We start from the raw sequence: 26,175 nt of genomic DNA, 5'->3' as shown, positions 1-26,175 counted from the left end.
ATTATTTAGCCCCAGCTTTTTTTAGCATTGCTATTGTTTCTGGGTAAGGTTCAGCAAATTGCAATACTGTCCAACCATTCTTTGCTTTACCTTTAGCATTAGCACCTTTAGTAAGTAGTTTTTCTACTAAATCATTGCGCCCATTGCCTGCCGCTTTCATCAAAGGTGAAATACCCATACTATCAACTATGTTGACATCTGCTTTATTTTCAAGTAGTAAATCTACTAATTCTTTGTTATTTCTACTAACAGCATGCATTAAAGCAGTATTTCCAGCGACATCTTGTAGATTAACATCTATTTTTGCTTCTAATAACACTTTACTTAAATCTATATAGCCTTCTTTAGCAGCAATAATTAAAGCACTACGATTTCCTTTATCCCGTTCATTTACATTAGTTTCTTTTTTAGAGAGTATATCTTTAACCCACTCTATTTCACCTCTTTCAACTAATTTTAAGTATTCTGAGTCTTCAGTTGCTTTAGAAAATCTTTCATAAGTATTTTCTTTAATCTCATCTACTTCAGGCATCTTAAAAGTAGGGGTTGGTGTAGGGGTTGAAACTGTAGTTGTACCACCTGGATCTTGATTCTTACAAGCCATTAAATTTAAGGATAAAACCAAAGATAAAATCAAAAAACTTTTTACTTGCATTTATAAAATAATTCTCCTCCCAAACTCATCTGATACAAAAGCATACCACTGATTTTCATCTGGATATTCCTCTGCTAGTTCTTCGGCTCGTTCACGAGCATATTGCAAAGCTGTTAAATATTCTGGTGTACCAGTAATAAAAGACCCTACAGGCTCATAGCCTGTTGAATCACTTTGTTCAATACCTATAAAAATTTGTATACCATTAGGAAACATTTTATTTTTTACCAGCAAAGCGATAGCTAACTTGTTCTTTAATCACGCCATTACTAGTAGTTTGTTCCAAAGTGGCTAAATTGACATCCGCTACCACACCAATCAAACTAGAAATATTTTGGCTAAATAACAAATCCGAGCCGCTTGATGTATCTACTTCAGAATCTTCTGATTCAGCATTTTGATTATTATTTTGCTTTATAGGAGTAGTTGACAAGCCAAGTCCGTCTAATCTACGCATTAATTTATCAAATGGACTCTTGCTACCTCGAACACGTACCAAAGCAAAACGTGTTAAATTTGGGCTAGTGGTTAATTTTTCGCTATTAGGAGTTTTAGAACTAGTTATTAATTTTATTAAGTAATTTTCTGAGTTAGCAAAAATCAAGTAATTTTTTTCTAGCAAATAAGCTCCTCCATGCTCAATTAACACTCGTGAAAGGCTGCGACTATTATCTGCGCCAGTTTGCCAGTTAAAATTTACATTATTTCCTGTAACTACAAATCTTTGTTTTAATTCATCAGAAATTAATTTCTCTAGTTTTTCTTTAGATAAACTGTCTGACTTTTCAAACTCCACAATAACGGCACGATTAAAACTAACAAAGGAGCTATTTGTTTCTACTTGTGGTTCAGCAAATAAGGCAAATCTTACAGGTTTAGCTTGTGCTAACACTTCAGATAAAGCAGCAAAAAACTTACTCTCACTATCAGATATAGTTTTATTTACACTTAATTCTGGGCTGTCAATATCTTGGTCAAATCGTTGATCTAAAGAAATATAGCGTTGATAAGGGCTATTAGTTGGCTCTTCTCCATCTTCAGAAGTTGATTCTGAAGTAGCAGGATTATAACCAGCCTCTAATGGTGCAATTGCTCTTTTTGGCCCAAAAATTACGGCATCTAAAGTTTGATTTATATTCTTACCATCTGCTTGGCGAACGCTTACAAGTTGCGCACTATTTGGAGCAAATTTAAGTAGTTGCTCAAGACTAGATTCTTTTGTGCTAGCGGCAATCTCACTATTAAATAGCCAACGCTTTTCTAACAACTTATCGCTAGCAATCTCTAAGTCAATTAGCACTTTATTTATATCTTTTAACTCTGCTAAGTTATTGTGAATCCAATAATTTCTAAAATATCTGTCTTTATTTAATACAGTCTGATCTAGCCATAAAGTCACGTCATGAGCAGTAAAACCTTCTGCTTCTTTTGCTGAATCTAAAACTGTGTCTAATAATTTATCCTCAGACTTAGCATCAGCGTTATTTTTTAACGCACGCTGCATTAAAACTTCGCTTGTTGTAACAATCCCCCGACTACCAACAATAGCAATAACAAAAGTCCGATTCTCTGCCCCGTCTTCCGCCTTCATAGATTTTAAGTAATATGTCACGCCAGCCGTTTTACGAGTTGATAATTTATCGCCTTTTTGAGCAAGAATTGAGCTTGCTAGTTTAGCTTGTGGAAGTTCTGTAGCAAAAACAAATTCTAGTTCCCCAATATCATAAAGTGCCAATGCTGATTCACCGCCAACAACGCTAGCAAAACCTTCTTCACTTAAAACAATTCCTGTTGCCGCTTCAAATTCTTGTACTCGCTCTTGAAATTTTAAGAATAAGCGGGATTGCGAAAAAGCATTGTAATTGCTACTAGCAAAATAGCGTTTATGTGCTGGTGAAAGATACCAAGCTTTTAACTGACTAGTTAAATCTTTAGATTGAACATAAACTAACGCGCCTTTAGGCATTAGATTAGCTAACGTAAACATACTAGCTATATTTGGTGCAACCGTATCACCAGCCATTGCTAAAGCACTTGTTAAAACAAATAACAGTAAAAGAAATGTTATTTTATTTCTCATAAGTTTATAAACCTTCCTCTGATGATATGTTAGTTTCACCTATTGATTTAGTTAATTGTTGGTCTAAAACAGATTGAGTTAACTCTGTACCTAGTTTTAGCGACTCTTGTTCAATTACTTGAGTGCTATTTAATTGTGCAACTAAAACTTTGCGTTTTCCTTCCAGTAAGCTAAATTGCTCTGGACTATTAACTTTTGCTTGATAAGTCTTAATTAAAGAAACTGCTTGGTTTAAGTCTCCAACTTTAATTGCAACATCAACAAGCGATCCTAGCAATTTTGCTTCGGTAGCTTCCCGACGTTGGCGGGCAAGCTCCCCTAAAGTGAAGTATTTAGCTTTGTTATCAATAATTATTACTTGTTCATAATTAAAGCTACGAAGTCTTGTTGAGTCGCTAGAATCACTGGAATTATTTTCTTCATAGTATTCTTCACTATCTTCATCTACTAGCATTTCTCGTTTTACTTGAATTGGAGAAAATGCTAGTGCTGCATTAAGTTGATTATTATTAATAAAAGTCTCTACCAACACAGCACGAGGATCATCTTGATTAAAAGCTATCGCTTCTCTAATTACAGATTTTCCATCACTATAAAGTGCATTTTGTAAAGCAAATTTAGCATTAGCAGTTGCTTCAGAAACTTCTAAAGCCGCTAACATTAATCTAGCTTGTGCAGCCGTTGTTAATTTCCCAGATTGTTGCAAAATTGTTCGTGCTTCAGCTTTGCGATTTGTTGCAATAAGTAATCCAGCAGTTACAAGTTGAGCAGAATAGTCTGGGTTATTTTGAAAAGTAGCTAACATATTGCTAGCATCTTTTCCCGCTACAGTAGGAATTAAGGCTATTGCTTGGGCGCGGAGTGTGTTATCAGTCTCTCGATTTTCAATTAATAATTTAAGTAAATCTACTGCTACTTGATTTTGTCCAACTAAAGAAGCATTTCTAGCTAACTCTAAGCGGTTTTCTCCAAGAGATGGGTTAAGTTTTGCAGCCTTTTCCCGCCAATTAAAAGCTTCTTTATGAAAACCATAGCTTTCTGCTAGTTTCCAGCACTAATTAAAGCTTGATCCGTGCCAATAATTGCTACCATTCTTTGTAAAAATTCTAAGCTTCCTTGCTACGTCCACGGCGAAATTCAACACCAGCAATGCCACTATAATTGGCAATTGTTCCTTGTCCAATTCTCAATTGTTTTGGTAGTAATCATATAAAATCTGATCAGCCGCTTCTGCTTGTTTTTCATTAACTAACAAGGTGTAAGCCTTTAGATAACGGTCATCTGCAATGCTTTCGCTTGAAGACCTATCTAAACCTACATAACGCCTTATTAATGCAATAGCTCCATCAACATTTTTAGTCCTTAGCTCAATTGCAGCTTGAGCCATTTCCATCCATTCAGGAGTTGCAGGTAAGGAAAGATCATTATGTGATTCCTGCATATAACGGATATTTTGTTTTGCATGGTCAAATTGGCTTTGCCCAATTAGAAAATCAATAAATTTTCTTTCATGTTGATCTAAAAGATTTTTTGCACTTTCACCATAGTAATATTCCCCGTCTCGATAAGTTCCACCAGTGCTATTAACTGCTAACAAAGTTTCTTGATAACGCTCTAGCATGACTCGGAAGAGAATAGTTTTTGCACCTACTGAAGTAAGCAAGTCTTCTTGAATCAACATTTGACCTAATTTTAAGTTATTAGGATTATCCCGAATTACTTGATAAAACATATCTGCAACCGCGTTACTTAATGCAGGAGTTTTACCAGCAATAGCAACTTTTCTAATAAATGGAGATAAACTATCCCAATTTACTTTAGTTAAAGCTTTAGAAAGAAAACGTCCAACGACTGGTAATGCTTGTTCTGTTAAATTGTGCGAAGCCAAAGCATCAAAATAGCTAGTATATTGCAGTAGCCCAGAATTTCTTTTAGCAATCAGACTATTCCAGCTAGCTAAAGCTTTATCTCGATTTCCTTGCATAAAATGATAATTACCTTGTGCAACAATTATTGCAGGTGAATTTGGTGCTAACTCGCCAGCTAAAGTTAAATGTTGCTCAGCTAAATCAAATGTTTTGCTGTTGATATAAAAATTAGCTAGCTCAAGTTGAGCAACTGCCGCTTGGGGCTTATCTTCTGCCCTAGCAATAATATACTTGCGGGATTGGCTAGCTTTATCAGTAGATAAACTTAGCCAAACACCATAATTAGAAGCTGCTGAATACCAATCAGACCCAATTAAAACTTTATCTCCATTTGGAGGAGCTAAAACCATCTGACCTATAGTTTTTATGTCCAAAGCACTTTGGAAAGATTTTTCTACATTGCTACTTGTATCTTGGAAATAAAGCCCAACTTGAGCGCGTCTTGAAGCTTTCCAAGCTTGGCTAAACTTACTATTTTCAATAGCTTGTATTGCTAAATCTTTATCACGCTTTAGAATTAAAAAGTTAATTAATTGTAGTTGATAAGGATTAGACTTAGCCGCAATTTGCTTAAGTTCATCAACCTTATTTAACTCAACAAGCAAAGTAAAATAGCGTTGAATTAATAAGTTATTATCTGTAGTAGCTTCACCAGAGCGAGAAATATAATACTCTGATAGCAAGGCAAGTTCTTTATCAGCCATTCCCGCCTTTTGCCAATATTCAGATGTTAGCTCATAATAGGTTCTATCCCAATCAATAGCAGTTTGTTGATCTTTTCTGGTTTGCCAACGTCCAAGTTTTCTTTCATTTTGTAGCATTTCAGCGGCTTTTGCATATAAACCATATCGCTCATAAAAGCCCATTAAAGCTATTACATTGTTGTAATATTTGCTGACAGAAGCATTAACAGAAAGCTCTTTCATTTTACCTAATAAATTTTCTTGTAGCTCTGTTAGTCCGCCAGCTTCAGCCAGTGAAAGAACTTTTCTTAACTCTGTTTCACTATCATTATCATAACCCTTAATATTTTTTACTGAGGTAGCTAGTAAGTCAGCTAAGTCTAAACGCTTTTGGTGAAGTAATTGCTAATATTTGACTGCCAAATCTATCTCTTAGAAAACTTTCTACAGCATATTTTGAGTTAGCAGCATTGTTATTTCCGTCTTCCTCGCCAGGAATAGCCCTTAGCATATTTTCTAGGTCTTTTAATTCTTTATAAGTAGCTACTGGACTAGTATTTTTTAGCAGTGCTAAACCATAATCAGAAACTTGCTCTGTACCTACGTATTCTTGAGTAGGTTTAGATCTGACTAACGCAATAGCATCTTTATAAAAATCAAAAGCTTGTTTGGTATAACCACGATCTGCCAATAATTTTCCAGCACCAAACAACAATGAAGCTGTAACTTTAGGATTACGTGATAGACCATCCCGCAAAGTTGCTACTGCTGCATCTGGTTTTCCTGCTTGGATCTGGACAATAGCAATTTTGGTTAACCATTCTGGATTATTGCCATCTATGTCAAAGTTACGTTTTAAGGCTGTAACAGCTTCATCATATCTTTGTTCACGGGTGTAAAGTTCTGCTAGTGTAGTGCGTAAGTCTAAGCGTTGAGGTTCATTCACTAAAGCAAACTTATATTGGTCTATTTGCTTAGTTACATCTCCATTAGCTCCATAAATCGAGGATAAAACTAAATTCCAGCGATAATCTTTATTAGATTTCTTTGAAAGATCTTCATAGTATTTAGTAAAACGCTCTAATTGATTATTAGCTTGAGCATAACGAAAAGCTGCATCTATAACCGCGCTATTATCAAATTGACGGTTAATTACTTCAATATATTGGTCTACAACTTCGCTATGACGATTTAGTTTAGCTAGAGTTTCAATCATTGCTAGCCGGACATTGATCACATAAAATTTAGCTTCATCACCTTCTAAACCACTTGTTGCAGGTTGTTTTAATGCTGCTTTATAAAGTTCGACTAAATCATCTTGTTTATTAGATTTACCTAACAAAGAAACTAAATTACGGAAAAATTCATTATCTAAAGGATTATCCTTATACCAAGCACGTAAAACTTCCTCTGCTTCAGCTAATTTGTTTGCTTTTTCCAATCTATTAGCAAGTTGCAGGGTAAATTGACGACGATAATCACCTTGTGCGCGGTTAATGGTTTGTTTATATAGCGCGATAGATTTATCAACTAAACCGCTACGGCTATAGTATTGTGATGCTTCTTGGATTACACCTAAATTACTAGGATATTCAGCCAATAATTGATCAAAAATCGCGCTAGCTTTGTCTAAATTGCGTTTTTGCTCATAAAAAGCACCTAGCTGTAAGCGATATTTCATTGCTTCGCGCTCATCTCGTGCTAGTTGTGATAAACGTAAAATAGTGCTTTCCTCATCTGCTGATAAGCCTTCTCGATGAAAAATATCTCGTGCAGTTTCTAGAAATTCTAAATCTTTACGTTGTGCAACTTGATCGCGCAGTAAATTATCTGCTTGGGTTTCCTGTCCAGATGATCTTAAATATTCACTAAAACCTAATGCTAGCAACCAATTATCAGGACTAGAGCTTGATTGTTGTTGATAGCTTCGTGCTATAACTTGGGCAAAATCTCGGCGTGGTGTAAGTTGGACTAAACGTTTAATTACAACATCCCGACCCGGGCCCACTTCAGACAACACGCTAACATATTCATTTATTGCTTGTTTCCAATCATTTTTACCTTCATAAATTGCACCAAGTTTATAAGCTAAAGCTGTCTTGTCATTGCTGTTAGCCCGGTAATCTTGAATTACTCGTATTGCATCATCATACTGGTAATAGTCCCAGTAAATACTAGCAACTTCTAAATAAGTATTTGCAACACCTAATTCATTAGTTAGGATTGTATCCCAAATTTGTCTAGCATCAGCAAAATTGCTAGTATCGGCTAAAACTTCTCCTGCTTTAGTTTTATATTCGTGGTTGGTTGGATAAATCCGAGCAAGCTGCATATAAACTTTAGCTGACTCTTCAGCAAATTTTTCATCCTGGTAGCTAAAAGAACGTGCCAAATCTGCTAGTCTAATGGAATATTGGGTTTCACCTGGGTAGTTTGCAACTAGCAATTTATAAGTCTCTAAAGCTTCATCAAAATGAGAAAGCTTGATGGCTGCATCTGCTGTAAACATTTGATAAGAAAGTGAGCTAGTAGCCTTTTGTTGGGCTTCTTTATACTTAGCTGTTAGCTTTTTATTGCTAGCTAAATAGCGTAAGAGATTTTCTTTAATAGTTGTATCACAAGCATAATATTCAAAAGATAAACGTTCCCACTCAGCCCAATTCTTTTGTGCAGCATAAAAACGCAATAAACCATTAACAAAATTAACATTATGTGGAAAGCGTTTTAAGGCATAGCTGTAGAGTTGGAAATAGAGGTTTGAATCATAATTTACATCTGTAATATTGCTATATTGCATAGCAGCAAACCGTTCTAAATATTCTTTAATATCATCTTGGTCAAAAACTTCTACAACTTCTTTAGAATATTTTTGGAACTCATCGCGCTTTTTATTACGGATATACCAACGCGCTAGCTTGTGATACCAGCTATTATCTTGGAAATTATCTATTGCAGCCGTGTAGACCTTAAATTGTTCATTGAATAACTTAGCAGATTCAAGCCAAACTAACATCCGTTCATAAAGACCTTCTTCTTTAGGATGTTTTTTTAACTCATCAGAAAAAAACTTTAAGGTTTCTTGTTTTTTGCCTTCTGTACCAAAACTTGAAACAATTCTTTCTAATACAGCAGAATAACTTACTCCTCCATCATTAGAGTAAGTATTGTAATTAGTGTTGTAGTTTTCGTTGCCATTGTCGCGGCTCATCCAAACAGGGTTATAAGTGTCGCTAAAAAATTGAATATCTTGGACAACTTCTTCAACTACATTTTCAATTTCTGGGTCAGGACTTGATACAGTACGAGAAGATTGCAGCAATACACGATTAGCATTTTTAGCAGCAATTTTATCTAATAGCTGAATTAGCAAAGTCCTTTCAACATTTCTTTGTCCAAGTGACACATGGGCATCAGCTATTTTTAAGGTGACTTCATTATAATTTGGTGCATTAGAAAATTTTGCTTGAAACTGTTTACCTAATTCAATTACTAATTTATGTTCACCAAACCCGCCAAACATTGCCATTAAATCTTGGTACATCAAAGGCAATTTATCAGACTTAGCATATTCTTGTTGAAAGCTATTAAAAATTTGGTAAGCAAAAGCACGGTTAAAATAAGAGCCTGCGCTACTTTCTTTTTGCTGAAATTCATAACCAAGATTGCTATTAGAAAGGATTAAGGAGAGTACACCATTAAGTAGTCCTGGGTTTTGATCTACAGTAGCAATATCACGGTATAAAGATAAGTCGCCGCTACTTAATCGAACAGGTTGAGAGCTAGCATCCATCAGCACCTTAAACAATCGGTAAAGATATTTTTCTCGTTCGCTACTGCCCTGTTTTAAGCCTTCAGAAAGATAAAGAGTATAAAGATATTTAGAAGCCTCATCATATTGACCAATAGAAATATATAGACCAGCTAAAGTTTCTAGCTCTGAGTTTTTCCAATTAGCTTGTTCACCGCGTTTTTTCTCATAGCTTTTTACTAGGTTAAAAGCTAGAGGGTTATTGTTTTCATAAAGATATATGTTAAAAAGCCTTGAGACACTATCAAAACTAGCATTGTTATTAGTTTGTGTTTGCAAAGTACGGCGATAATTACGATAGCGGCCAAATTTTCTTAATAACTCATAAAAGTCTGTAGCAATTTCAGTTGACCAAAGCGGGTCAAATGCTTGTTTATAAACGTCTTCTGCCTTGGTTCTATCACCTTGTTTTTCATAAACTGATGCACGGGTTTGCAGAAAATAACGTAGCTCTTCTGGATATCTTCCTTGGTAGGTGTCTAAAACATTGATGGCTTCAGAGTATTTTCTTTTTAGTGTTAGCTCTTCTAAATAGCTTTTAACCAGCCCTACATTTTGTTTATCAGTCTCTAGCAGTTCTTTATAAGCAGCTTCAACAGAAAAAGTTTTTAGAGCATGATTTTTAACAACAGAAATAATTTCTCTATAAACTGGTTCACGTTCTTCTAGTCGTAGATTAGAAGCAAGTTGTTGTAGGACTTCAACTTGTTGCTGAAAAAGTGCGCGGTTATGGTAAAAGTTAGCTTGTCGACGAAGTGCAGGAGCAGAATTATTACTTAATTCTACAAATTGTTTTATATGTTTATCAGCCTGGTCAAACTGCTCTAAACGCTCAGACAAAGATGATGCAACTAGTTGCAAGCGTGGATCTTTTGGATATTTAGCAATTAAATTTTCAACTTGTTTTTTAGCATCAGGAAAAGCGCGAATTAAACGACTAGTTGTACCAAAAAATTCTTCTGAAGTGTAAAGCGCGTTGTCTAAGTCCGCTTGGGAAGCTAAATTTGGATTAGCAGCAACCGCAGGCAAAATTCTATTGCCTTTAGAAGTTTCCGCAGGCTTTTTATCTAAAACGGTTTTAGGTGCTTTATCAGAAAGCTTTTGTCCTGGTGCAACTTTCTCTAAGCCCCCCTTTTGAGGTGGGCGTTTTTGTTGTGTAGTGTCAGCTTGTGGGGACAAGGTAGAAATTATTAACACTGTAAAAATAACTGATAGTAAAGTAACTTTGCGCTTCATGATTTGTCCTCCTATTGTCCTAACACTTCAATTAAAAGTTCTGTGCTACTGTTATTGTGTGCAAAGTCTTCTGCACTAACAATTAGCTGATATATTCCAGCAGGTAGCCCTGTTGGAAGATGCAATCGCCCTAGATTAGCCTTTTCTTTTTCATTCCAAACAATTGCAATAGGCTGTGAACCAAATAAACGTGCAGTAATTCGGCGAGTATCTCGGTCAGCTTTTACTTTTACAATTAAATCTGTTCCAGCTTGAATAGTTTGATTACTTAGTCCAACTTCTAGGTTAGGAGGTCTACTATCAATAACAAAACTCTTTTCCTCTTCATAAACACGATTATTGTTATCAACTAAAATCAATCTAGCGTTATAACTACCATCCTGCATTGTCTTTGGAGCTAAAAAGCGAGTTTCCCAAATATCTTCATTTTCTAAATAAGTTAATTGTTTACTTAATCCAAAAGGAAAAACTGCAACTACAGAAACAATTGATTTATCGGTACGAACTCTTAAGATAGGATCTCCAGGCTTAATAATACGTGGACGTAGCAAAGAACGTGGTGCGGCTAAAAATGCTGTATAAGGTGTAACAAATTTATATTTTTTAGATAGAGCAATAATTTCATTTATTGCTGCTTCAGTTTCACCATTCAAGGCAATTTCACGTAGCAGTGCATCAACACGAGATTTAGCCCAAATTCTAGGCAAATGTCCGTAAGTTGTATCTAGCTCAGGTAACTTTACAACTTCGTTTAAGCTGATAGCATCGCTTCCTTGTTGACCAGAAATGCTAATACCTGTTTTTTCCATTGGCCGACGATAACGCCCAACAAACGCAAACCTTGAGCCATCATAAGAAAGCCGGTCAATGTCTGGATAAACTTGATAGTAATTGCTAGTATTATCTACGGAATCAATAGAAATCATTCCAATATTTTCTATTACAGGTTTTCCAACTTTGTCAAAAAATGCTGCTAACCTAAAATCAAGATCTTCGGTTTCACGCGCCCAAGTAAAAAATCCATTGCTACCCCGAACTAGCTCGCTTAAAACTTGGGTGTTAGTATCGCTACCTATTCCAAAAACATAAAGACGAGCAGTTTTATTATTTTCTTTGTCAAAATTAGTCTTTATTTTGCGAAGTGATGTAGAAGTTAGCGTAGAATTCCCATCAGTAATTAATACAATATTACGTTCATTTCCTGGTAATTCTTTTGCAACCGCTAGACCAGCCTTTAAGCCTGCCATTAGGTCAGTCCCACCAGTTAAATAACTATTGCGGATAAAGAAAATTGCTTTTTCTACATTATCTCCTGTTGCTGAAACTGCACCCTTAGAAAAAGTGTTAATGTCATCATTAAAAAGAACTAAATTAAAGCTGTCTTCAGGCTTTAGGTTATGTAGAAAATATTCTATTGCTTCAATGGATTTTTCTAATTTTTCCCAACGCATTGATAAAGAAGTATCTAGCATTAAAACTACTGATCGTGGTACAGTTTTTGTAGCCTTGTTTGTACCGCTAAAAACTACACTTGCTTCAAAATAACCATCTGGATTAAGGTTTGCTCTTGCTGGGTCACGAAGTTCTAAAGGAGAAATTTTTTCTGGTGCGCGATAAGCAATAAATTGTAGTTCACTCTTAGGTACATTTAAGGTGTAATCAAAGGAAAAATCTTCTTGAAAAGATATTTGGCTAGCTTCATAACTAGCAACTATTTGTTTTTCGCTTTGTTGGTTAAAAGCTAAAGGATACTGTTTACTACGTAAATTAAAATCTTTAATCTTATATTTGCTATTTATATCTAAATCTAGTCGAAACCCATTAGCAAGTTGTTGACCATAATTTGAAGGCCGCAGAGGAAAAGAAAAATAAGACTTTAACCCATCTACAGGCAATATTTCCGTATATTCTAGCTCCATTCGCTTAGTGCTATAGGGTTGAATAGGAGTAATTCTTGTTGAAAATGCTGACTCGCCTTCTTCAGATTCAAGTAAACCAGGGTCAATATACTGCTGTTTTATTTCTTCATAAATTTCATTGGCCCGACGTTTTTCTATAATTACTCCTGGAATCCTGACATCTCCATCCCAAACAGCAAAATCTGAAATAATTGCTGTGTTAGGAATTGAGAAAACATATTTTCCTTCTAAAATACGTCCTGTATTATTTGTATAAATTTGCATGATTTTTACTCGTGCAAATTGGTTATTAATACTAACTTTTACAGTCATTTCTGCTAATGAAAGTGCTGTTTGGGCAGAAAATTCCTTTGCACTAGGGTTAGTAATTTGGGCATTTCCTGTTAAATCACTAGGGATTAATACACCAGCTTGACCATAAATTTTATTTGGAAAAAATGCTAGAAATAGAAACAATCCAAGAGTAAGGAAAAGGTTTTGTTTACTCACAGGGAAAACTCCTAATTGCTCAAGTAAGACTTTTATAAATGGGCTAATAAAGCTTTTTATTACGGATTTTAAGAGCTTTATTTTACCTCTTTGTTAGTAAAAAATGCTAGCCAAGTCTATAGGATTAATTAATTAGAAAGTTAGCGGGAAATACAGCTTATTCTATTGTGGATATCCACAAAAATATTTTTTTAAGTACAAACCCTTTTTAAGGCAAAACTACTTAGCAATTTATCTTAAAATTATTAAAGCAAATAATTTAAGAAATTGCTAAGTAGTATTTTAATAGTCTATTAACTTAATCCTAACACTGATTATTAAAAATTAAGTATTTTACTTATTTTTCTGTTGTGTTTTAGCTTGTTCTATTGCAATCTCTCTAACAGCTTGGAATGAAGTTTCGCTTGCTGCTCCTTCAATTGCCTTAATTGCTAGCTCTTGACCTTGTTTTAGGACTGCTGCTAGTTGTGTAGAAAGACTAGTAATTTGTGTGGATTGTTTAGCTATAGTTTCCTCTAAAGATTGTACTCTAAGGTCATATACTCGCTTTTTACCTTCAATATCTTTAGCAGCAAGATCAGCTTTGATTTTAGCTTGGTGATAAGCAATTCCACTACCTTCTTGCTTAGCTTTTTTGATGGCGGCTTCAAGTTCTTTAGGAAATTCTTCTACTTTAGTCTTAGCTTCTGTAAATTGTTTTTCTTGTTCAGCTAAAGTTTCTTCACGTTTTGCCCAATCTTTTTCTTGAATTTCTTTAAGATTTTGTAATTCTTTTTCTAACTGTTTTTTCTGTTGCTCATAAGCATCTTTGTCTAAGTTTCTAGCCTGAGTTAAATTATAAGTATATTCGGTTTGTTCACGATCTTGAGTCTTTTTGTTATTAGAATCTCGTTCTTTAACTTTTAGAGAATGTTCATCTTGTTCTTTTTGCCAGGCTTTGCGTTTTTCCAAAATATCTTGTTGGAAATTGGTTTGTTTTGTTTTTAATTCTTCTTGAAAAGCTTTTGATTTTTCTTCATATTCTTTGATCAAAGCTTCTAAAGTCGCTTCAGAGACTTCAATATTGTATAAAGTTTTTAGTCTTTCAATCTCTGTAGTAGCAGTTTTACGAAGTTGTTCAAGTGTTGTAGCTTCAGAAGTTAGCTTATCAGAAAGCTCACTGACAGCTTTACCAAATCCAGGTCTAAGTTGTTTTAGTTCATCAATAATACTTGCTACAGTATAAGTAAGATTTTGTGTAGTTTCTTCTATAACCACTTTTTTAGCCGTCCCCCTATCATTATCAGATTTAGCATCATTATTTACTGCTAATGATTTATTTTCTTTACGTAAAGTATCTAGTTCCTTTTTTAACTTATTTGTTTCTTTAGCTAAATCGGCATGTTCTCCTGCCAACTCATTGTAAGCGTCTAGGATCTCGTTTTTTGTGCTTTTAGCAGAAAATTGTTTAGTCATTTATTTTGCTCCTTAAGAAAGTTAGAAGTTTAATTTACTTACAAGAATTTCTTAGCTAAAACTAAGATTTATTTACGTTATTGGATTTACTAGTACCTTGAACAGCTTTCATAGCAAGTTCTTGAGCTTGTTTCATACCTGCTTGGAGTTGTTCTGTAAGTTGGGTAAGTTGGCTTACTTGTTGTTCAATAGTCTTTTCTAAAGATTTAATCTTTAGATCATAAACTTCTGAGCTTGCAGCAACTTCTTTTTCTAGGAGGTTTGCTTTAACTTGTTCAGCTTCATAAGTTTCTTTTATTGCTTCTTCTCTAGCTTTTTTCACAGCTTTTTCTAGTTCATCTGGCATAGTTGCAACTTTAGCCTTATATTCTTCAAACTTTGGTTGGTTTTCTGCTAATACTTTTTCTCGTTCTTGCCAAACTTTATCTTTCTCTTTACCTTTTTCTGCTAAATCTCTTTCTAATTTACGTTTACGTTCTTCATATTGGTTAGCTTCAACTTTACGTTGTCTTTCTACTTCATATTTATAATCTTCTTCTTCACGCTTACGGTCTTTTTCTAGCGTTGCTTGTTTTTCTGCTAAAAGACGTTCATATTCTTGTTGCTCTTTTTCCCAAGCTAAATGTTTTTCATTAGTTTCTGTTTCTAGTAATTTATAGGTTTTTGTAGATTCTTCTTCAAAATCTTTTAATTTTTCTTGGTTTTCTTGTTGGAGAATATCTAAAGCATCAGCAGCAACACGAATATTTTGCAATTCTTCAACTTGATGGGTTGTAACTAAAATGGCATGTTGTAATTCTGTGAGTTTGGTTAATTCTTTTGTGAGTTTTTCTGTTACTGAATCTATTGTATTACCAAAATCTAATTGTGAATCTGCTAATCCTTTTACAATACTTTCTACAGTGTAATTTGATGCTTTATCAACTACTTCTTTATCCTTTTGTCGTTCTGCTGTTTCTTCTTTTGTTGCAATTAATTGGCTAGCATTTTTTCTGTTGTCTAACAATTGTTGGAAGGCTTTTAAGATTTGACTTTTGTTGTCATTAGTATTTTTTTGTGCCATCGTTACTCCTTAAATATAGATAGGATTTTGTGGAATTACTTCATTAAGTTGTTTGGCGAATATAAAGAACTTTACCTTTTTTGTCAAAACACTTCTTAAAATCATTTAACTTTTTTAGTGTAGCAAAATATAACCAAAACAACAATATTATTTTCCTTATTTTTCTCCTAAAAATTAAAAAGCGTAACTTTCTTAGAGTTACGCTTAAAGAAAAACTTAATGATTTGTTTGTGAAAACTAGGCTTATCTTTCTATTCTTGTGCCATTAGGATGCCATCCAACTACTTTTACATCTTCTTTATCTGCTTCAACTTGAAAGCGATCTGCCAATTTCCATAAACCTGTAATAGGTAATTTTACTTTTTCATCAATAGTACGTTTTAGAAATCTTGCACCATAGGTATGACTAAAGCCTTTTCTACTAAAATATCTAGTGCTGAATCTAGCACAGTAAGAGATTTACCTTGTTTTTCCATTTGTCTAATAATTTTTGCTAGATAAATTTTGGCAATTTCTTTAACCTCATCTCGTGTTAGAGGAGAAAACACAACAATTTCATCAATACGATTGCGAAATTCTGGAGAAAATCTATCTTCTGCTGCCTTTACAACTTCTCGCTTAATTTGTGTGACTTCTGTTGTAGTTTTAGTGCCAAAACCTAAAGGCTTATCATATTTTTTAAAGCTATCACTACCTAAATTAGAAGTCATAATCACAATAGCATCAGATAGATAGACCTTTTTTCCACGTCCGTCAGTTAACCAGCCTTCATCATAAGCTTGCAAGAAAAGATTTAGCAAATAAGGAGAAGCTTTTTCTACTTCATCTAATAGCAATACAGTATAAGGATTATCACGTAATTTTTCAGTTAAGATTCCACCACGTTCAGAACCAACAATGCCCCGTGGCATACCAATTAATTTTTCAATAGCAATGGTTCCATCTTGATACTCTGACATATCAATTCGCACCATTTTGCTTTCATCACCAAACATAAATTCTGCTACAGCTTTGGCTAGTTCTGTTTTTCCTACCCCTGTAGGCCCTAAAAAAAGCAAAACTCCATCCGGTTTATAAAAATTTTCTTTAAGTGGCCCTTTGTTTAGCCTTAAGCGTTGCGCTACAGCTTTAACAGCTTCCTGTTGTCCAACAACACGGTTAGCTAGAATGTCTTCCATTTGCTTAAAACGATCACAGGTATCACGGAAAATCATATCTCGAGGGATGGTGGCTTCTTGTGAGATAACATCTATAACATGTGAAGCTGTAACAATTGGCGCATCTGGACTATCAATTTCTACTTTTACCGATGCTGTATCTAGCCAGCCTATAACTTTATCTGGTAAATGTAGGTTGCGCATATAACGAGGGCCATTTCCATAACAGTTTCTATTGCTTCCCTTCTTGTGTCTGTTTGTGTTGGTTCATCAATTCTTATTGTCCGAAATCGTCGTGCTAAGGCTTCGTCTTCAGCAATATATTCTTTATATTCTGTTAAAGTGGTAGCACCAATAATTCGCAGTTCCCCGCGTGCTAGCGCAGACTTAAACATATTGGCAGCATCAGAACTAGCCCCTAAAGCTGAACCAGCACCAATAATTGTGTGTGCTTCATCAATAAATAAAATTAGGTTTTCTCTTTCTTTTACTTCGTTAATAATACCCTGTATTCTTTCTTCAAACATTCCCCTAAGCATTGTGCCAGCAACAATTCCTGACATTTGTAAATTAACAACATGCGCATTACGAAGACGGGCAGGAACTTTTTCTGGTTCTAATTCTATTAGTTGTGCTAAGCCTTCTATAACAGCAGTTTTACCAACTCCAGCTTCACCAATTAGCATTGGAGAATTAGCACGATCCTTATGACAAAGGACTTCAATAATTTGTCTAATTTCTTTTTCTCGTCCAACAACAGGAGGAAGTTTATCTGCACGAGCTAATTTGTTTAGGCTAACACCAAAATGTTTTAAGTAAGGAGGGAGTTCATATTTACGACGAAGGCGGTCTTCTTTTTCTTCTCGGTTACGCATACGAGTAGCTATTTTTTCTACTACTAAATCTGGTTCTGCTCCAAATTTTCTTAAAATAGTTACTGGTGTACTTGTGCGATCTTCAAAAAGAGCTTGGAAAAGGTCTATTGCATCAATGGTGTGTCGGCCTGATTGCCTAGCACGTCTTAGACCAGCAGTAAGTAAATCCCTAGTAGAATCAGCGAGTTTGACACGTTTGCCTGCATATTGTTTAGGAATTGCTAGTCTAGTATCAAGCTCATTGATTACAGCCTGTGGATCTACATTAAGACTTTGCATTATTTCATTAAAAAAAGAGCGTTCTACATCTAGTATTGAGGCAAAGATATGTTCTGGAGCAATAAAATTATGTTCTCGGCGACGTGATTCTTCAATAGCACGTTTCATTACACGTTGGCCGCTTTCACTAAAACGATCTGAAAAATCTCCAAAGTCATACATAAGTTTTCCACCTGCACTAAAATGGCAATGCCACTTTTTGGTTAAAGGTTTAAATTACACTAAATATATAAAGTAAAAATTTTTGGCAACCTAATTTTACAATACCACCCAACCTAAGAGTTAATCTTATTTAAATTAGGTTGCCTGTTAAGTTTACTGACTACGCCCAACTTGCACCATTGCTGGACGAAGTAGTTTATTACCTAATTTATAACCTGCTTTATAAACAGCCGTTACTTGATTATCTTTATCTGGTGCAACCGCTAGTATATCTACGGCTTCATGTAGTTCAGGATTAAAGTTTTCACCTACGGCTATTATTTGAGAAACTCCATTATTTTCTAAATCTCTTAACAAAAGCTGATGAGTAGCCTTTACACCTTCTAGCAAAGTATTTGCATCAGCATTTGTTTCAGCAGATTTAATTGCTCTTTCCAAATTGTCTACAAATTCAAGCATTCGCTTATAAATATCACTTTTAGCTGTTTCTAGCCGCTCTTCCGAATTACGGCGTAATCTGTTGCGTAGTTCGTCGGCTTCTCGATTTAAGTCTAGCTGGGCTTGCTTAAATCGAGCTTGCAACATATCGGCTTTTTCTTCAGCTTCTTTTAATTTTGCTTTCAGTTCAGCAACATAACCTATAGGATAACTTTCTGTTGATGATTCATCAGATGATTCATCATTGCTTTCAATTTCATCATCTATATAAGAATCTCCACTTGCAGTAGTCTCACTAGCAACACAATCTGTAGTGTTTGAGTTATCTGGTGTTTCTGGTTGTTTCATGAAAATACTCCTTAAAAAATTTTTCATCTATAAAATTTAGCCAATCTTTACCTTAATTTGCTTAGCAATTTTTGGAGCAATTTTTGGTAAAGTGATGGTCAAGACTCCCATTTTATAATCAGCATTAATCTTTTCTGGATCAACATTAGAAGGCAAAGTAAACTGCCGGTTAAATTGCCCATAAAAGCGTTCCATACATTGAAACTGCTCTTTCTCAACTCCTATAGGTAAATTTCTTTTACCTATAAGTGTTAATTTGTCTCCATCTAAATTAACTTGAATATCTTCTTGTGCGACTTCTGGCAAATCTACTTTAATAACTATTGTTTCTTGGGCTTCATAAATATCAACTAATGGCACCCAAGAATCTTTAGAATCTGAAACAACAGTTACTTCCTTAAAAAGACGATTCATTTTTTCTTGTAAATTGATTAAGTCTTTAAGATGCTCTAACTTATCTGACATAAAAATCCTTATTTTGTATCACTAATTATAAATTTTAGCTGCCTAATACTAGGTTCTGCTACTAGTTCAACACTTTGACCAGGTAAAATTTCATTTTTTAGTAACTTAATAGCCAAAGGATCTTTAACCAAACTTTGGATAGCTCGTTTTAAGGGACGTGCGCCATAAGCTGGATTAAAGCCTTCTTGAACAATAAATTCTTTTGCTGAATCTGTTAATTTAATGTTGATATGTTTTTCTTTTAAGGATTTTTCCAGTAATGAAACTTGGATATCTACAATTTGTTTAATTTGTTCTCGTCCCAAACTATGATAAATCACAATTTCATCAATTCTATTTAAGAATTCTGGTTTAAAAACACTTCTGACTTCATCCATTACTTCTTCACGCATACGGTTTTCTGAATGTTCTGCCCATTCCATAATTCGATGACTTCCAATATTAGAAGTCATAATAACTACACTATTCTTAAAATTAACTGTTCGACCTTTTCCATCGGTTAAACGTCCATCATCCAGAATTTGCAGCAGAATATTAAAAACATCTGGATGAGCTTTCTCAATTTCATCAAATAGTAATACTGCATAAGGACGACGACGTACAGACTCGGTCAACATTCCGCCCTCATCATAACCAACATAACCAGGTGGTGCGCCAATTAAACGAGCAACAGAATGTTTTTCCATATATTCGCTCATATCTATACGAACCATTGCTTTTTCATCATCAAAGAGAAATTCTGCTAGTGCGCGGGCGGTTTCTGTTTTACCTACACCAGTTGGGCCTAAGAAAATAAACGATCCAATAGGTCTTTCCTGGTCTTGAAGACCTGAGCGAGAACGACGAACAGCATTTGCAACCGCTGCTAATGCTTCAGATTGTCCAACTACACGGCTTTCTAAGCGATTTTCCATAGTAATTAACTTGTGAATTTCGCTTTCTAGCATTTTTGCAACAGGAATACCTGTCCATTTTGCTACTACATGAGCAATATCTTCCTCATCAACTTCTTCTTTTAGCATTCGCCCTCGTTCTTGAAGTTCAGCTAACCGGGCGCGGTCTTGGTCAACAGTTTTTTGTAGTCCAACCATACTTCCATAGCGTATTTCTGCTACTTTTCCATAATCTCCAACTCGTTCAAATTGTTCAGCTTGAATACGCATATTTTCCAGGGCTTCTTTATTAGAACTAATACGTTCTATAATTTCCTTTTCTGACTGCCAACGAGCTTTCATTCCTGCACTTTTCTCTTTTAATTCAGAAATTTCTTGCTCAATTTTAGCTAATCTTTCACGCGAAACTGGATCATCTTCTCTTTGGAGTGCTTGACGCTCTATTTCTCGCTGAATTCTTTCGCGTTCTACCTCGTCAATCTCTGTTGGTAGGCTGTCAATTTCTATTCTTAGACGTGATGCAGCCTCATCAATTAAATCAATTGCTTTATCAGGCAAAAATCTATCAGCAATATAGCGTTGTGAAAGCATTGTAGCTGAAACAATTGCAGTGTCTTTAATTCTTACTCCATGATGGACTTCATAGCGTTCTTTTAAGCCACGTAAAATAGCAATTGTGTCCTCTATATTTGGTTCAGCAATATAGACTTGTTGGAAGCGTCTCTCAAGTGCTGCGTCTTTTTCAATGTATTTTTTATATTCATTTAAGGTTGTTGCCCCTATGCAACGAAGTTCACCACGTGCTAGGGCAGGTTTTAGCATATTTGAAGCATCTATTGCCCCTTCTGCCGCGCCAGCACCTACTAGGGTATGTAGTTCATCAATAAACATAATTATGTTGCTATCGGGTCGAGTAACTTCTTTTAAAACTGCCTTAAGGCGGTCTTCAAATTCACCGCGATATTTTGCACCTGCTAACATCGCACCTAAATCTAATACTACCAAGCGTTTATTACGTAAAGATTCTGCTACATCACCAGAAATAATTCTTTGTGCTAGTCCTTCAACAATAGCAGTTTTACCAACTCCAGGTTCTCCAATCAATACAGGGTTATTTTTAGTACGCCTGGACAAAACTTGAACAACCCGACGGATTTCATCATCTCGTCCAATTACAGGGTCTAATTTACCTATTCGAGCTAGTTCGGTTAGATCCCGACCATAGCGACTTAAAGATTGATAACGTGATTCAGGGTCTTGATCTGTAATTTTCTCACCACATCGAAACTGTTCTAAGACTTTTAACAAGTCTTTATTAACAACCCCGTGTTGGCGAAGTATTTTGCCAGAAGCACCATTTTTTTCTTCTGCTATAGCAAGCAGCAAATGTTCAGTGCTGATATAAGCATCTTGGAGTTTGTCGGCTTCTTTTTTGTGCAGCAGTAAAAGTTGAATAAAGGCGGGAGGAAAAAATCTTTCCTGACTTGTCCCAGTAACTTTAGGTAAGCTTTTTATTGCTTCTTCTAGCTCTGCCAAAATCATTGGAGGACGTATTCCTATTTTTTCTAAAATAGGTCTAATTACTCCCTCATTTGATTCAAGCATAGTTATAAGCAAGTGTTCTGGCTCAATTTGTTGATTTTGTTGACGTTCTGCCAGCTTAGTAGCTGAATCTATAGCTTCTTGAGCGCGAATTGTAAATCTATCTCGGTGCATAAACCATCCAATTATTTACAGATTTTATTAAACTTACTAGTAAAAAGATAATTTAAGCTTTGTTCTTAAAAACAAGCAATAGAATGTCTTCCTAAAATACACTAACCTACTTTATCTATCCCATCATTTGGTCGCGTTTTGACTCATCAACTTCTCTTAAAATATCCAAAATCAAATTAGTATTATTAGGAGCAGTAATGTTTTGCTTAAATTCTACAGGAGATTTTTCCATTTCAAAACGGCCTTCTTCTAGTTCAACAAAACATCGAAAAGCTGCATTACTACGTAATTCCCCCATTTGAGCATCTGCAATTTGTCCATAGTTAAAGTAAATTTTTCCTTGTACAGTAGTAGCATTAATAGTAAGTATCCCAGTAATACGGCTATTTTCTACCATTTGAATTACATCAAAAATAGTAATTGTTGATAGATCTCCTGTTAATACTTTTACAGCTTTTTCACGTTGGACGGATGGATAAGTAGCTTGTGGGCGGGGTAATGGCCTAGGTATTGGTCTAGGTATTGGGCGGGGCATTGGTCTAGCGGCTGGCCTAGGTATATGTTGCATTGGTGGTATTGGTTGTAAGGGTTGGGTTATTGCTCTTCTAGGTGCCTCTGCATTTGGGGTAATTAAATTTATTGATAAAGCAGGATTAAGACCTTTTGCTTGCATTATATTTTCATTTGCACGATCTATATCTCCTGATTCAGCATAAATCTTTGATAAAGCTAGGGCTTGTTCAGCCCCTTTATCTGGTAAATTATAATCAACATAAATTTCTAATAATTTTTCTCGTAAAGAAATATTCTTAGGGCAAGATTCAATAGCTTTTTTCTAACGTGCTATTAGCTCTTTCAACAAAACGATATTTTAGAAGTAACTCTGAATCCAGAATTACACCTTCAATATCTACAGAAGATTTGTTATCTGCAAAAGGATTAGACTTACTTCCAAACATTTTATTTATTAAGCTAAAGGAACACTAGATTTTTACCATAAGAACATACTAAATACTCTGTAAACTAAGTAATATAGCAATTTTGTATTCTTAACTCTTAAGCCCCAAAGTGGCGACATAGTCTTTTAAGTGCTAATCATACGTAGGGCTTGCGCCCTACGCTACATATCTGTCACCTCCGTTGGGGCTTAAGATTAAAATATCTGAATATTTAGTTTACAGTGTACTAAATATAGATTTATAAATTTAAGGACTCTCTAAGCCAATCCAAATACTTTTCTGAACCGCGATTAATGGGCAAAGCTATAATTTCTGGAGTGTCATAAGTATGTAACTCTTTTACTTTTTCTTCTAATCGTTGAGAAAAAGCTAAGTCAGTTTTAGCAATTAAAAGCAATGATGGTTCAAGAGAAAGCTTTCCTTCAAAACGATAAATCGATTCTATTTGATTAACAATATTGACACAGGCTGCAAGGTTTTCTACTACTAGGCTTTCTGCTATTTTGTCAGCTAGTTCTTTTTTATCTACAGTAATTAAAACTACCATAGCAGTAGTTTGTTTTAAGACCTCTACAGATTGTCTAGCAATTTCGTCTTTTTCCGTTTCTTCAGGCTGACCAATATCTTTTTCATCCATAACTATTTCTGCTATAAGGTAGGCTTCTGCTAATTCTTTTGCTTTAGAGAAATCCCTTCCATCTACTAATAAAACTACTGATGTAGCGGCTGGAAATAAACCACTGCTACTAGTTTCACCTTGTATTAAGGCTCGAATATCATTCTGCTCTAAAAGTCCTCGTATCATTTGTGCTTCGGTAGCAGTTGAAAATTTACGTAATTCTACCATTGGTGCATCACTAATATCATGGATTCTGTTTTCATCTGTCAATTCTTCAACTAAATCTAGGTCACATTCATTACAATGTGTAATTTCTCGCTTATACTCAGAAAGGCATTTAGGACAAAATGGCATAGTATATATCCTTAATTTGAAAGAATCTAATAAAGTAAGAAAGGGTTAATTGTACAAAACCCTTTAAGTTGGCAGCAAGCTATTTAAGGCTAGAATTAAAATAAATATTTAGCTTGAAAATTACCGCTTTTCAAGGCTTCAACAAGTTCTGACATATTTTCAATATTAGATGGAAATTCTGTTACACATTTTCCTATTTGGCCTACTAAGATGTGCATCACTTCCACCAGTAAGTTTTAGATTAAGTTTTTCTGCCTTTTCCCATGCCATGCGGTTTTCTTCAATATCTGACTTTGCATTATAACCTTCCATAGCAAAAATACCTATTAAAGTTTCTAATCTGTCCCCAATACTAGCAGCTTTAAAGCGAAAAGGATGTGCAGGAATACAAACACCTCCACAACTACGAACATAATCAATAATTTTTTGTGCTGGTAGGTTAGTTTTATTTTCAAATTCTTGCCATTGTGCTTGATTAACTCCATAAACTAACAGATCCCTAAATCTGTTGTAACTTCCACTCTCGAAAGACTTTTAGTCCTGTCCCTAGAGCAAACTCTTCCGCGGTTTCTGATGCTTGAAATGAATTGTGTTCCATTACACAAACTGCGTCTAATCCAACAGAAATAGCTTGTTCAATTAAATCTTCAGGAGCAATTAAAGAGTCTTGCGAATAAATAGTGTGAATATGTAAATCTATAATCATAAAATATTGTTATCTTTCTAAATGATTTATTTAGAATATTTAGCTATTACTAGGTTTTATTAAATATTCTAATTGCTGTGCTAAAAAGGTACGAGTTTAATTTTTCTCTGTTGTGAGAAATTTTTAGCTAGTTGAATCATTGTAAAACTAGCTAGTAAAGCACCTGGAAATAATCCTAAAACTACTCCCGTGATGACCTATTAAAACTTTGCCTGTAAAACCCCAAAAGCTGCCCTAATATTAAACCTATTGTTAATAAGCTAATACCTACAATTGTTGTAAACCACTTTGACAACGATATTGCAAACTTAAATCTTTAGGTGTTTTAGCTAGTTCATCAGCTTGTTTTGCTAAGTTGGTGCAACGTTGGCAAAAGTTATTAAAAGCATCAAAAAGATCTGATTGGTGACAGATTTCACACCTAAACGCTAGCCCTTCTTTTTTTAGTTTTATATCCACAAATTAAACTCCTACTATCTAGCAGACTGATATTTTGCTATTTTAACTTAAAATAAGTATATAATGCTCCCCAAAAATTAGGCACCATAATAAGATAGGAGGAAAGAAAAAGTTAAAGGAGGAAAAAATGAAAAATGACCGAAAAGCTATAGTGGGCGAATGGAAGGCGAAAGTAGCATTGGAAGCAATAAAAGGACAAAGAACAATAAATGAGATAGCAAGCGATTATAAAGTACATCCGACCCAAATAATGAATTGGAAAAACAGGCATTGGAACAATTGCCAGAAATGTTTTCAGACAAAAGACAAGGCAAAGTCCAGAGCGATGAAGAACTCAAGAGCAAGTTATATGAACAAATAGGTAAATTACAAGTCGAGTTAGACTGGGTGAAAAAAAAAGCTGGACTTATCAGTTGAAGAAAAACGCAGCCTTATAGAGACAGACCACCTGAAAATAAATATAAAAAGACAGTGTGAGCTAGTAGGAATAGGCAGAGGAGCATTTTATTATAAAGCAGTAACAGAAAAAAACAGAAAATTTAGCAATAATGAAGAAAAATAGATGAAATATATACTAAGCAACCATCTTATGGAGTAAGAAGAATAAGCAGTTGAGTTGAAAACAGAGATATAAGATAAACAGAAAGAGTAAGAAGGTTAATGAGATTAATGGGATTGGAAGCATTATATCCAAAGCCAAAATTGAGCGTTACAGGAAGGAAAGCAACAAATATCCATTTTGCTAAGAGGAGTAAAGATAGAAAGAAAAATCAAGTATGGTCAACAGATATAATATACATAAGAATACAAAAAGGGTTTATATATTTAGTAGCAATAATGGATTGGTACAGCAGATATGTATTGGCTTTCCGAGGTATCAAACACGCGGATTACCTATTTCGCATATCAACGCTAGAAAGAGCATTACGAATCGCAAAGCCAGAAATATTCAATAGCGATCAAGGCTCGCAATTTACCTCTAAAGAATTTACTAGCGTACTTATTGAAAATATTGGCTTCTATTAGCCAAGATGGTCGGGGCAGGGTTTTTGACAACATTTTTATTGAAAGGTTTCATGTAGTCTTAAATATGAGGAAGCTTATCTTTTGATTACCAAACTGTTGCTCAAGCTGTTAGTGGTATTTCTCGTTACTTTTCTTCTATAACTTTCAGCGTCCTCATCAATCTCTTGACTACCTTACTCCTTCTGCTGTTTATTTTACCTGATTTTTTGATGATGATTTTTTGATGATGATTTTTTGATGATGATTTTTTGATGATGATTTTTTGATGATGATTTTTTGATGATGATTTTTTGATGATGATTTTTTGATGATGATTGATTTAAAAGCGAAAAAGAAAATGATGATGATTTTAAATTTTTTTGATAATTTTTATTTTTTTACTATCTTAAATAGATGATTTTGG

At 34.7% G+C, this 26,175-nt stretch carries 21 protein-coding genes and 1 pseudogene; 1 reads left to right on the top strand and 21 read right to left on the bottom strand.

Annotated features, from left to right (window positions below):
* Position 1: 1 nt before the first annotated feature.
* From IPK14_14095 to IPK14_13995, 21 genes are all read right to left on the bottom strand, one after another.
* Positions 2-655: an ankyrin repeat domain-containing protein gene (locus IPK14_14095; protein ID MBK7994463.1), complete on the bottom strand. Its 654-nt coding sequence runs from the start codon at positions 653-655 to the stop codon at positions 2-4.
* Positions 656-871, bottom strand: a complete 216-nt coding sequence (locus tag IPK14_14090; GenBank protein MBK7994462.1) for a hypothetical protein — start codon at positions 869-871, stop codon at positions 656-658.
* Position 872: 1 nt separating this feature from the next.
* The gene (locus IPK14_14085; GenBank protein ID MBK7994461.1) at positions 873-2,735 is read right to left on the bottom strand and encodes a hypothetical protein; all 1,863 of its coding nucleotides are present in this window, start codon (positions 2,733-2,735) and stop codon (positions 873-875) included.
* Positions 2,736-2,739: 4 nt separating this feature from the next.
* Positions 2,740-3,540, bottom strand: coding sequence for a hypothetical protein (locus IPK14_14080; GenBank protein MBK7994460.1), 801 nt, complete (start codon positions 3,538-3,540; stop codon positions 2,740-2,742).
* Positions 3,541-3,921: 381 nt separating this feature from the next.
* Complete coding sequence (locus IPK14_14075; protein MBK7994459.1) at positions 3,922-5,589, bottom strand: hypothetical protein; 1,668 nt, start codon at positions 5,587-5,589, stop codon at positions 3,922-3,924.
* 127 nt (positions 5,590-5,716) lie between these two features.
* A complete protein-coding gene (locus tag IPK14_14070; GenBank protein ID MBK7994458.1) occupies positions 5,717-10,390 on the bottom strand; it encodes a tetratricopeptide repeat protein in 4,674 nt (1,557 codons plus the stop codon).
* A gap of 11 nt (positions 10,391-10,401) precedes the next feature.
* Complete coding sequence (locus IPK14_14065; GenBank protein MBK7994457.1) at positions 10,402-12,798, bottom strand: VWA domain-containing protein; 2,397 nt, start codon at positions 12,796-12,798, stop codon at positions 10,402-10,404.
* A 333-nt stretch (positions 12,799-13,131) separates the two neighbouring features.
* Positions 13,132-14,253, bottom strand: coding sequence for a hypothetical protein (locus tag IPK14_14060; GenBank protein MBK7994456.1), 1,122 nt, complete (start codon positions 14,251-14,253; stop codon positions 13,132-13,134).
* Positions 14,254-14,314: 61 nt separating this feature from the next.
* Positions 14,315-15,316 (bottom strand): hypothetical protein, encoded by a 1,002-nt coding sequence (locus tag IPK14_14055; GenBank protein MBK7994455.1) that lies wholly within the window; start codon positions 15,314-15,316, stop codon positions 14,315-14,317.
* Between the two features lie 380 nt (positions 15,317-15,696).
* Entirely contained in the window at positions 15,697-16,677 is a 981-nt protein-coding gene (locus tag IPK14_14050) for an ATP-dependent Clp protease ATP-binding subunit (GenBank protein MBK7994454.1), read from the bottom strand.
* Positions 16,644-17,789, bottom strand: coding sequence for an ATP-dependent Clp protease ATP-binding subunit (locus IPK14_14045; GenBank protein ID MBK7994453.1), 1,146 nt, complete (start codon positions 17,787-17,789; stop codon positions 16,644-16,646). Before IPK14_14045 ends, IPK14_14050 begins: the two co-directional genes overlap by 34 nt.
* Positions 17,790-17,942: 153 nt before the next feature.
* The gene (locus IPK14_14040) at positions 17,943-18,575 is read right to left on the bottom strand and encodes a nucleotide exchange factor GrpE (protein ID MBK7994452.1); all 633 of its coding nucleotides are present in this window, start codon (positions 18,573-18,575) and stop codon (positions 17,943-17,945) included.
* A 36-nt stretch (positions 18,576-18,611) separates the two neighbouring features.
* Entirely contained in the window at positions 18,612-19,040 is a 429-nt protein-coding gene (locus IPK14_14035) for an Hsp20/alpha crystallin family protein (GenBank protein MBK7994451.1), read from the bottom strand.
* 8 nt (positions 19,041-19,048) lie between these two features.
* Complete coding sequence (clpB, locus tag IPK14_14030) at positions 19,049-21,649, bottom strand: ATP-dependent chaperone ClpB (GenBank protein ID MBK7994450.1); 2,601 nt, start codon at positions 21,647-21,649, stop codon at positions 19,049-19,051.
* A 115-nt stretch (positions 21,650-21,764) separates the two neighbouring features.
* Positions 21,765-22,322, bottom strand: a complete 558-nt coding sequence (locus tag IPK14_14025; GenBank protein MBK7994449.1) for a DUF4388 domain-containing protein — start codon at positions 22,320-22,322, stop codon at positions 21,765-21,767.
* A 148-nt stretch (positions 22,323-22,470) separates the two neighbouring features.
* The gene (locus IPK14_14020; protein ID MBK7994448.1) at positions 22,471-22,608 is read right to left on the bottom strand and encodes a hypothetical protein; all 138 of its coding nucleotides are present in this window, start codon (positions 22,606-22,608) and stop codon (positions 22,471-22,473) included.
* A 238-nt stretch (positions 22,609-22,846) separates the two neighbouring features.
* Entirely contained in the window at positions 22,847-23,581 is a 735-nt protein-coding gene (gene cutA / locus IPK14_14015) for a divalent cation tolerance protein CutA (GenBank protein MBK7994447.1), read from the bottom strand.
* A gap of 95 nt (positions 23,582-23,676) precedes the next feature.
* Positions 23,677-23,799, bottom strand: coding sequence for a hypothetical protein (locus tag IPK14_14010; GenBank protein MBK7994446.1), 123 nt, complete (start codon positions 23,797-23,799; stop codon positions 23,677-23,679).
* Entirely contained in the window at positions 23,747-23,893 is a 147-nt protein-coding gene (locus IPK14_14005) for a hypothetical protein (protein ID MBK7994445.1), read from the bottom strand. Before IPK14_14005 ends, IPK14_14010 begins: the two co-directional genes overlap by 53 nt.
* A gap of 187 nt (positions 23,894-24,080) precedes the next feature.
* A complete protein-coding gene (locus tag IPK14_14000; GenBank protein MBK7994444.1) occupies positions 24,081-24,287 on the bottom strand; it encodes a PHP domain-containing protein in 207 nt (68 codons plus the stop codon).
* Between the two features lie 267 nt (positions 24,288-24,554).
* Positions 24,555-24,746: a hypothetical protein gene (locus IPK14_13995; GenBank protein ID MBK7994443.1), complete on the bottom strand. Its 192-nt coding sequence runs from the start codon at positions 24,744-24,746 to the stop codon at positions 24,555-24,557.
* Positions 24,747-24,873: 127 nt separating this feature from the next.
* Between IPK14_13995 and IPK14_13990 the strand changes: the two are divergent.
* A pseudogene (locus tag IPK14_13990) lies at positions 24,874-25,974 on the top strand (IS3 family transposase).
* Positions 25,975-26,175 lie beyond the last annotated feature (201 nt).

The organism is Blastocatellia bacterium (assembly GCA_016713405.1).
Lineage (GTDB): Bacteria > Acidobacteriota > Blastocatellia > Chloracidobacteriales > JADJPF01 > JADJPF01.
Note: the sequence above shows the minus strand (reverse complement) of the source record. Positions and strands in the feature narration are given on the sequence as shown.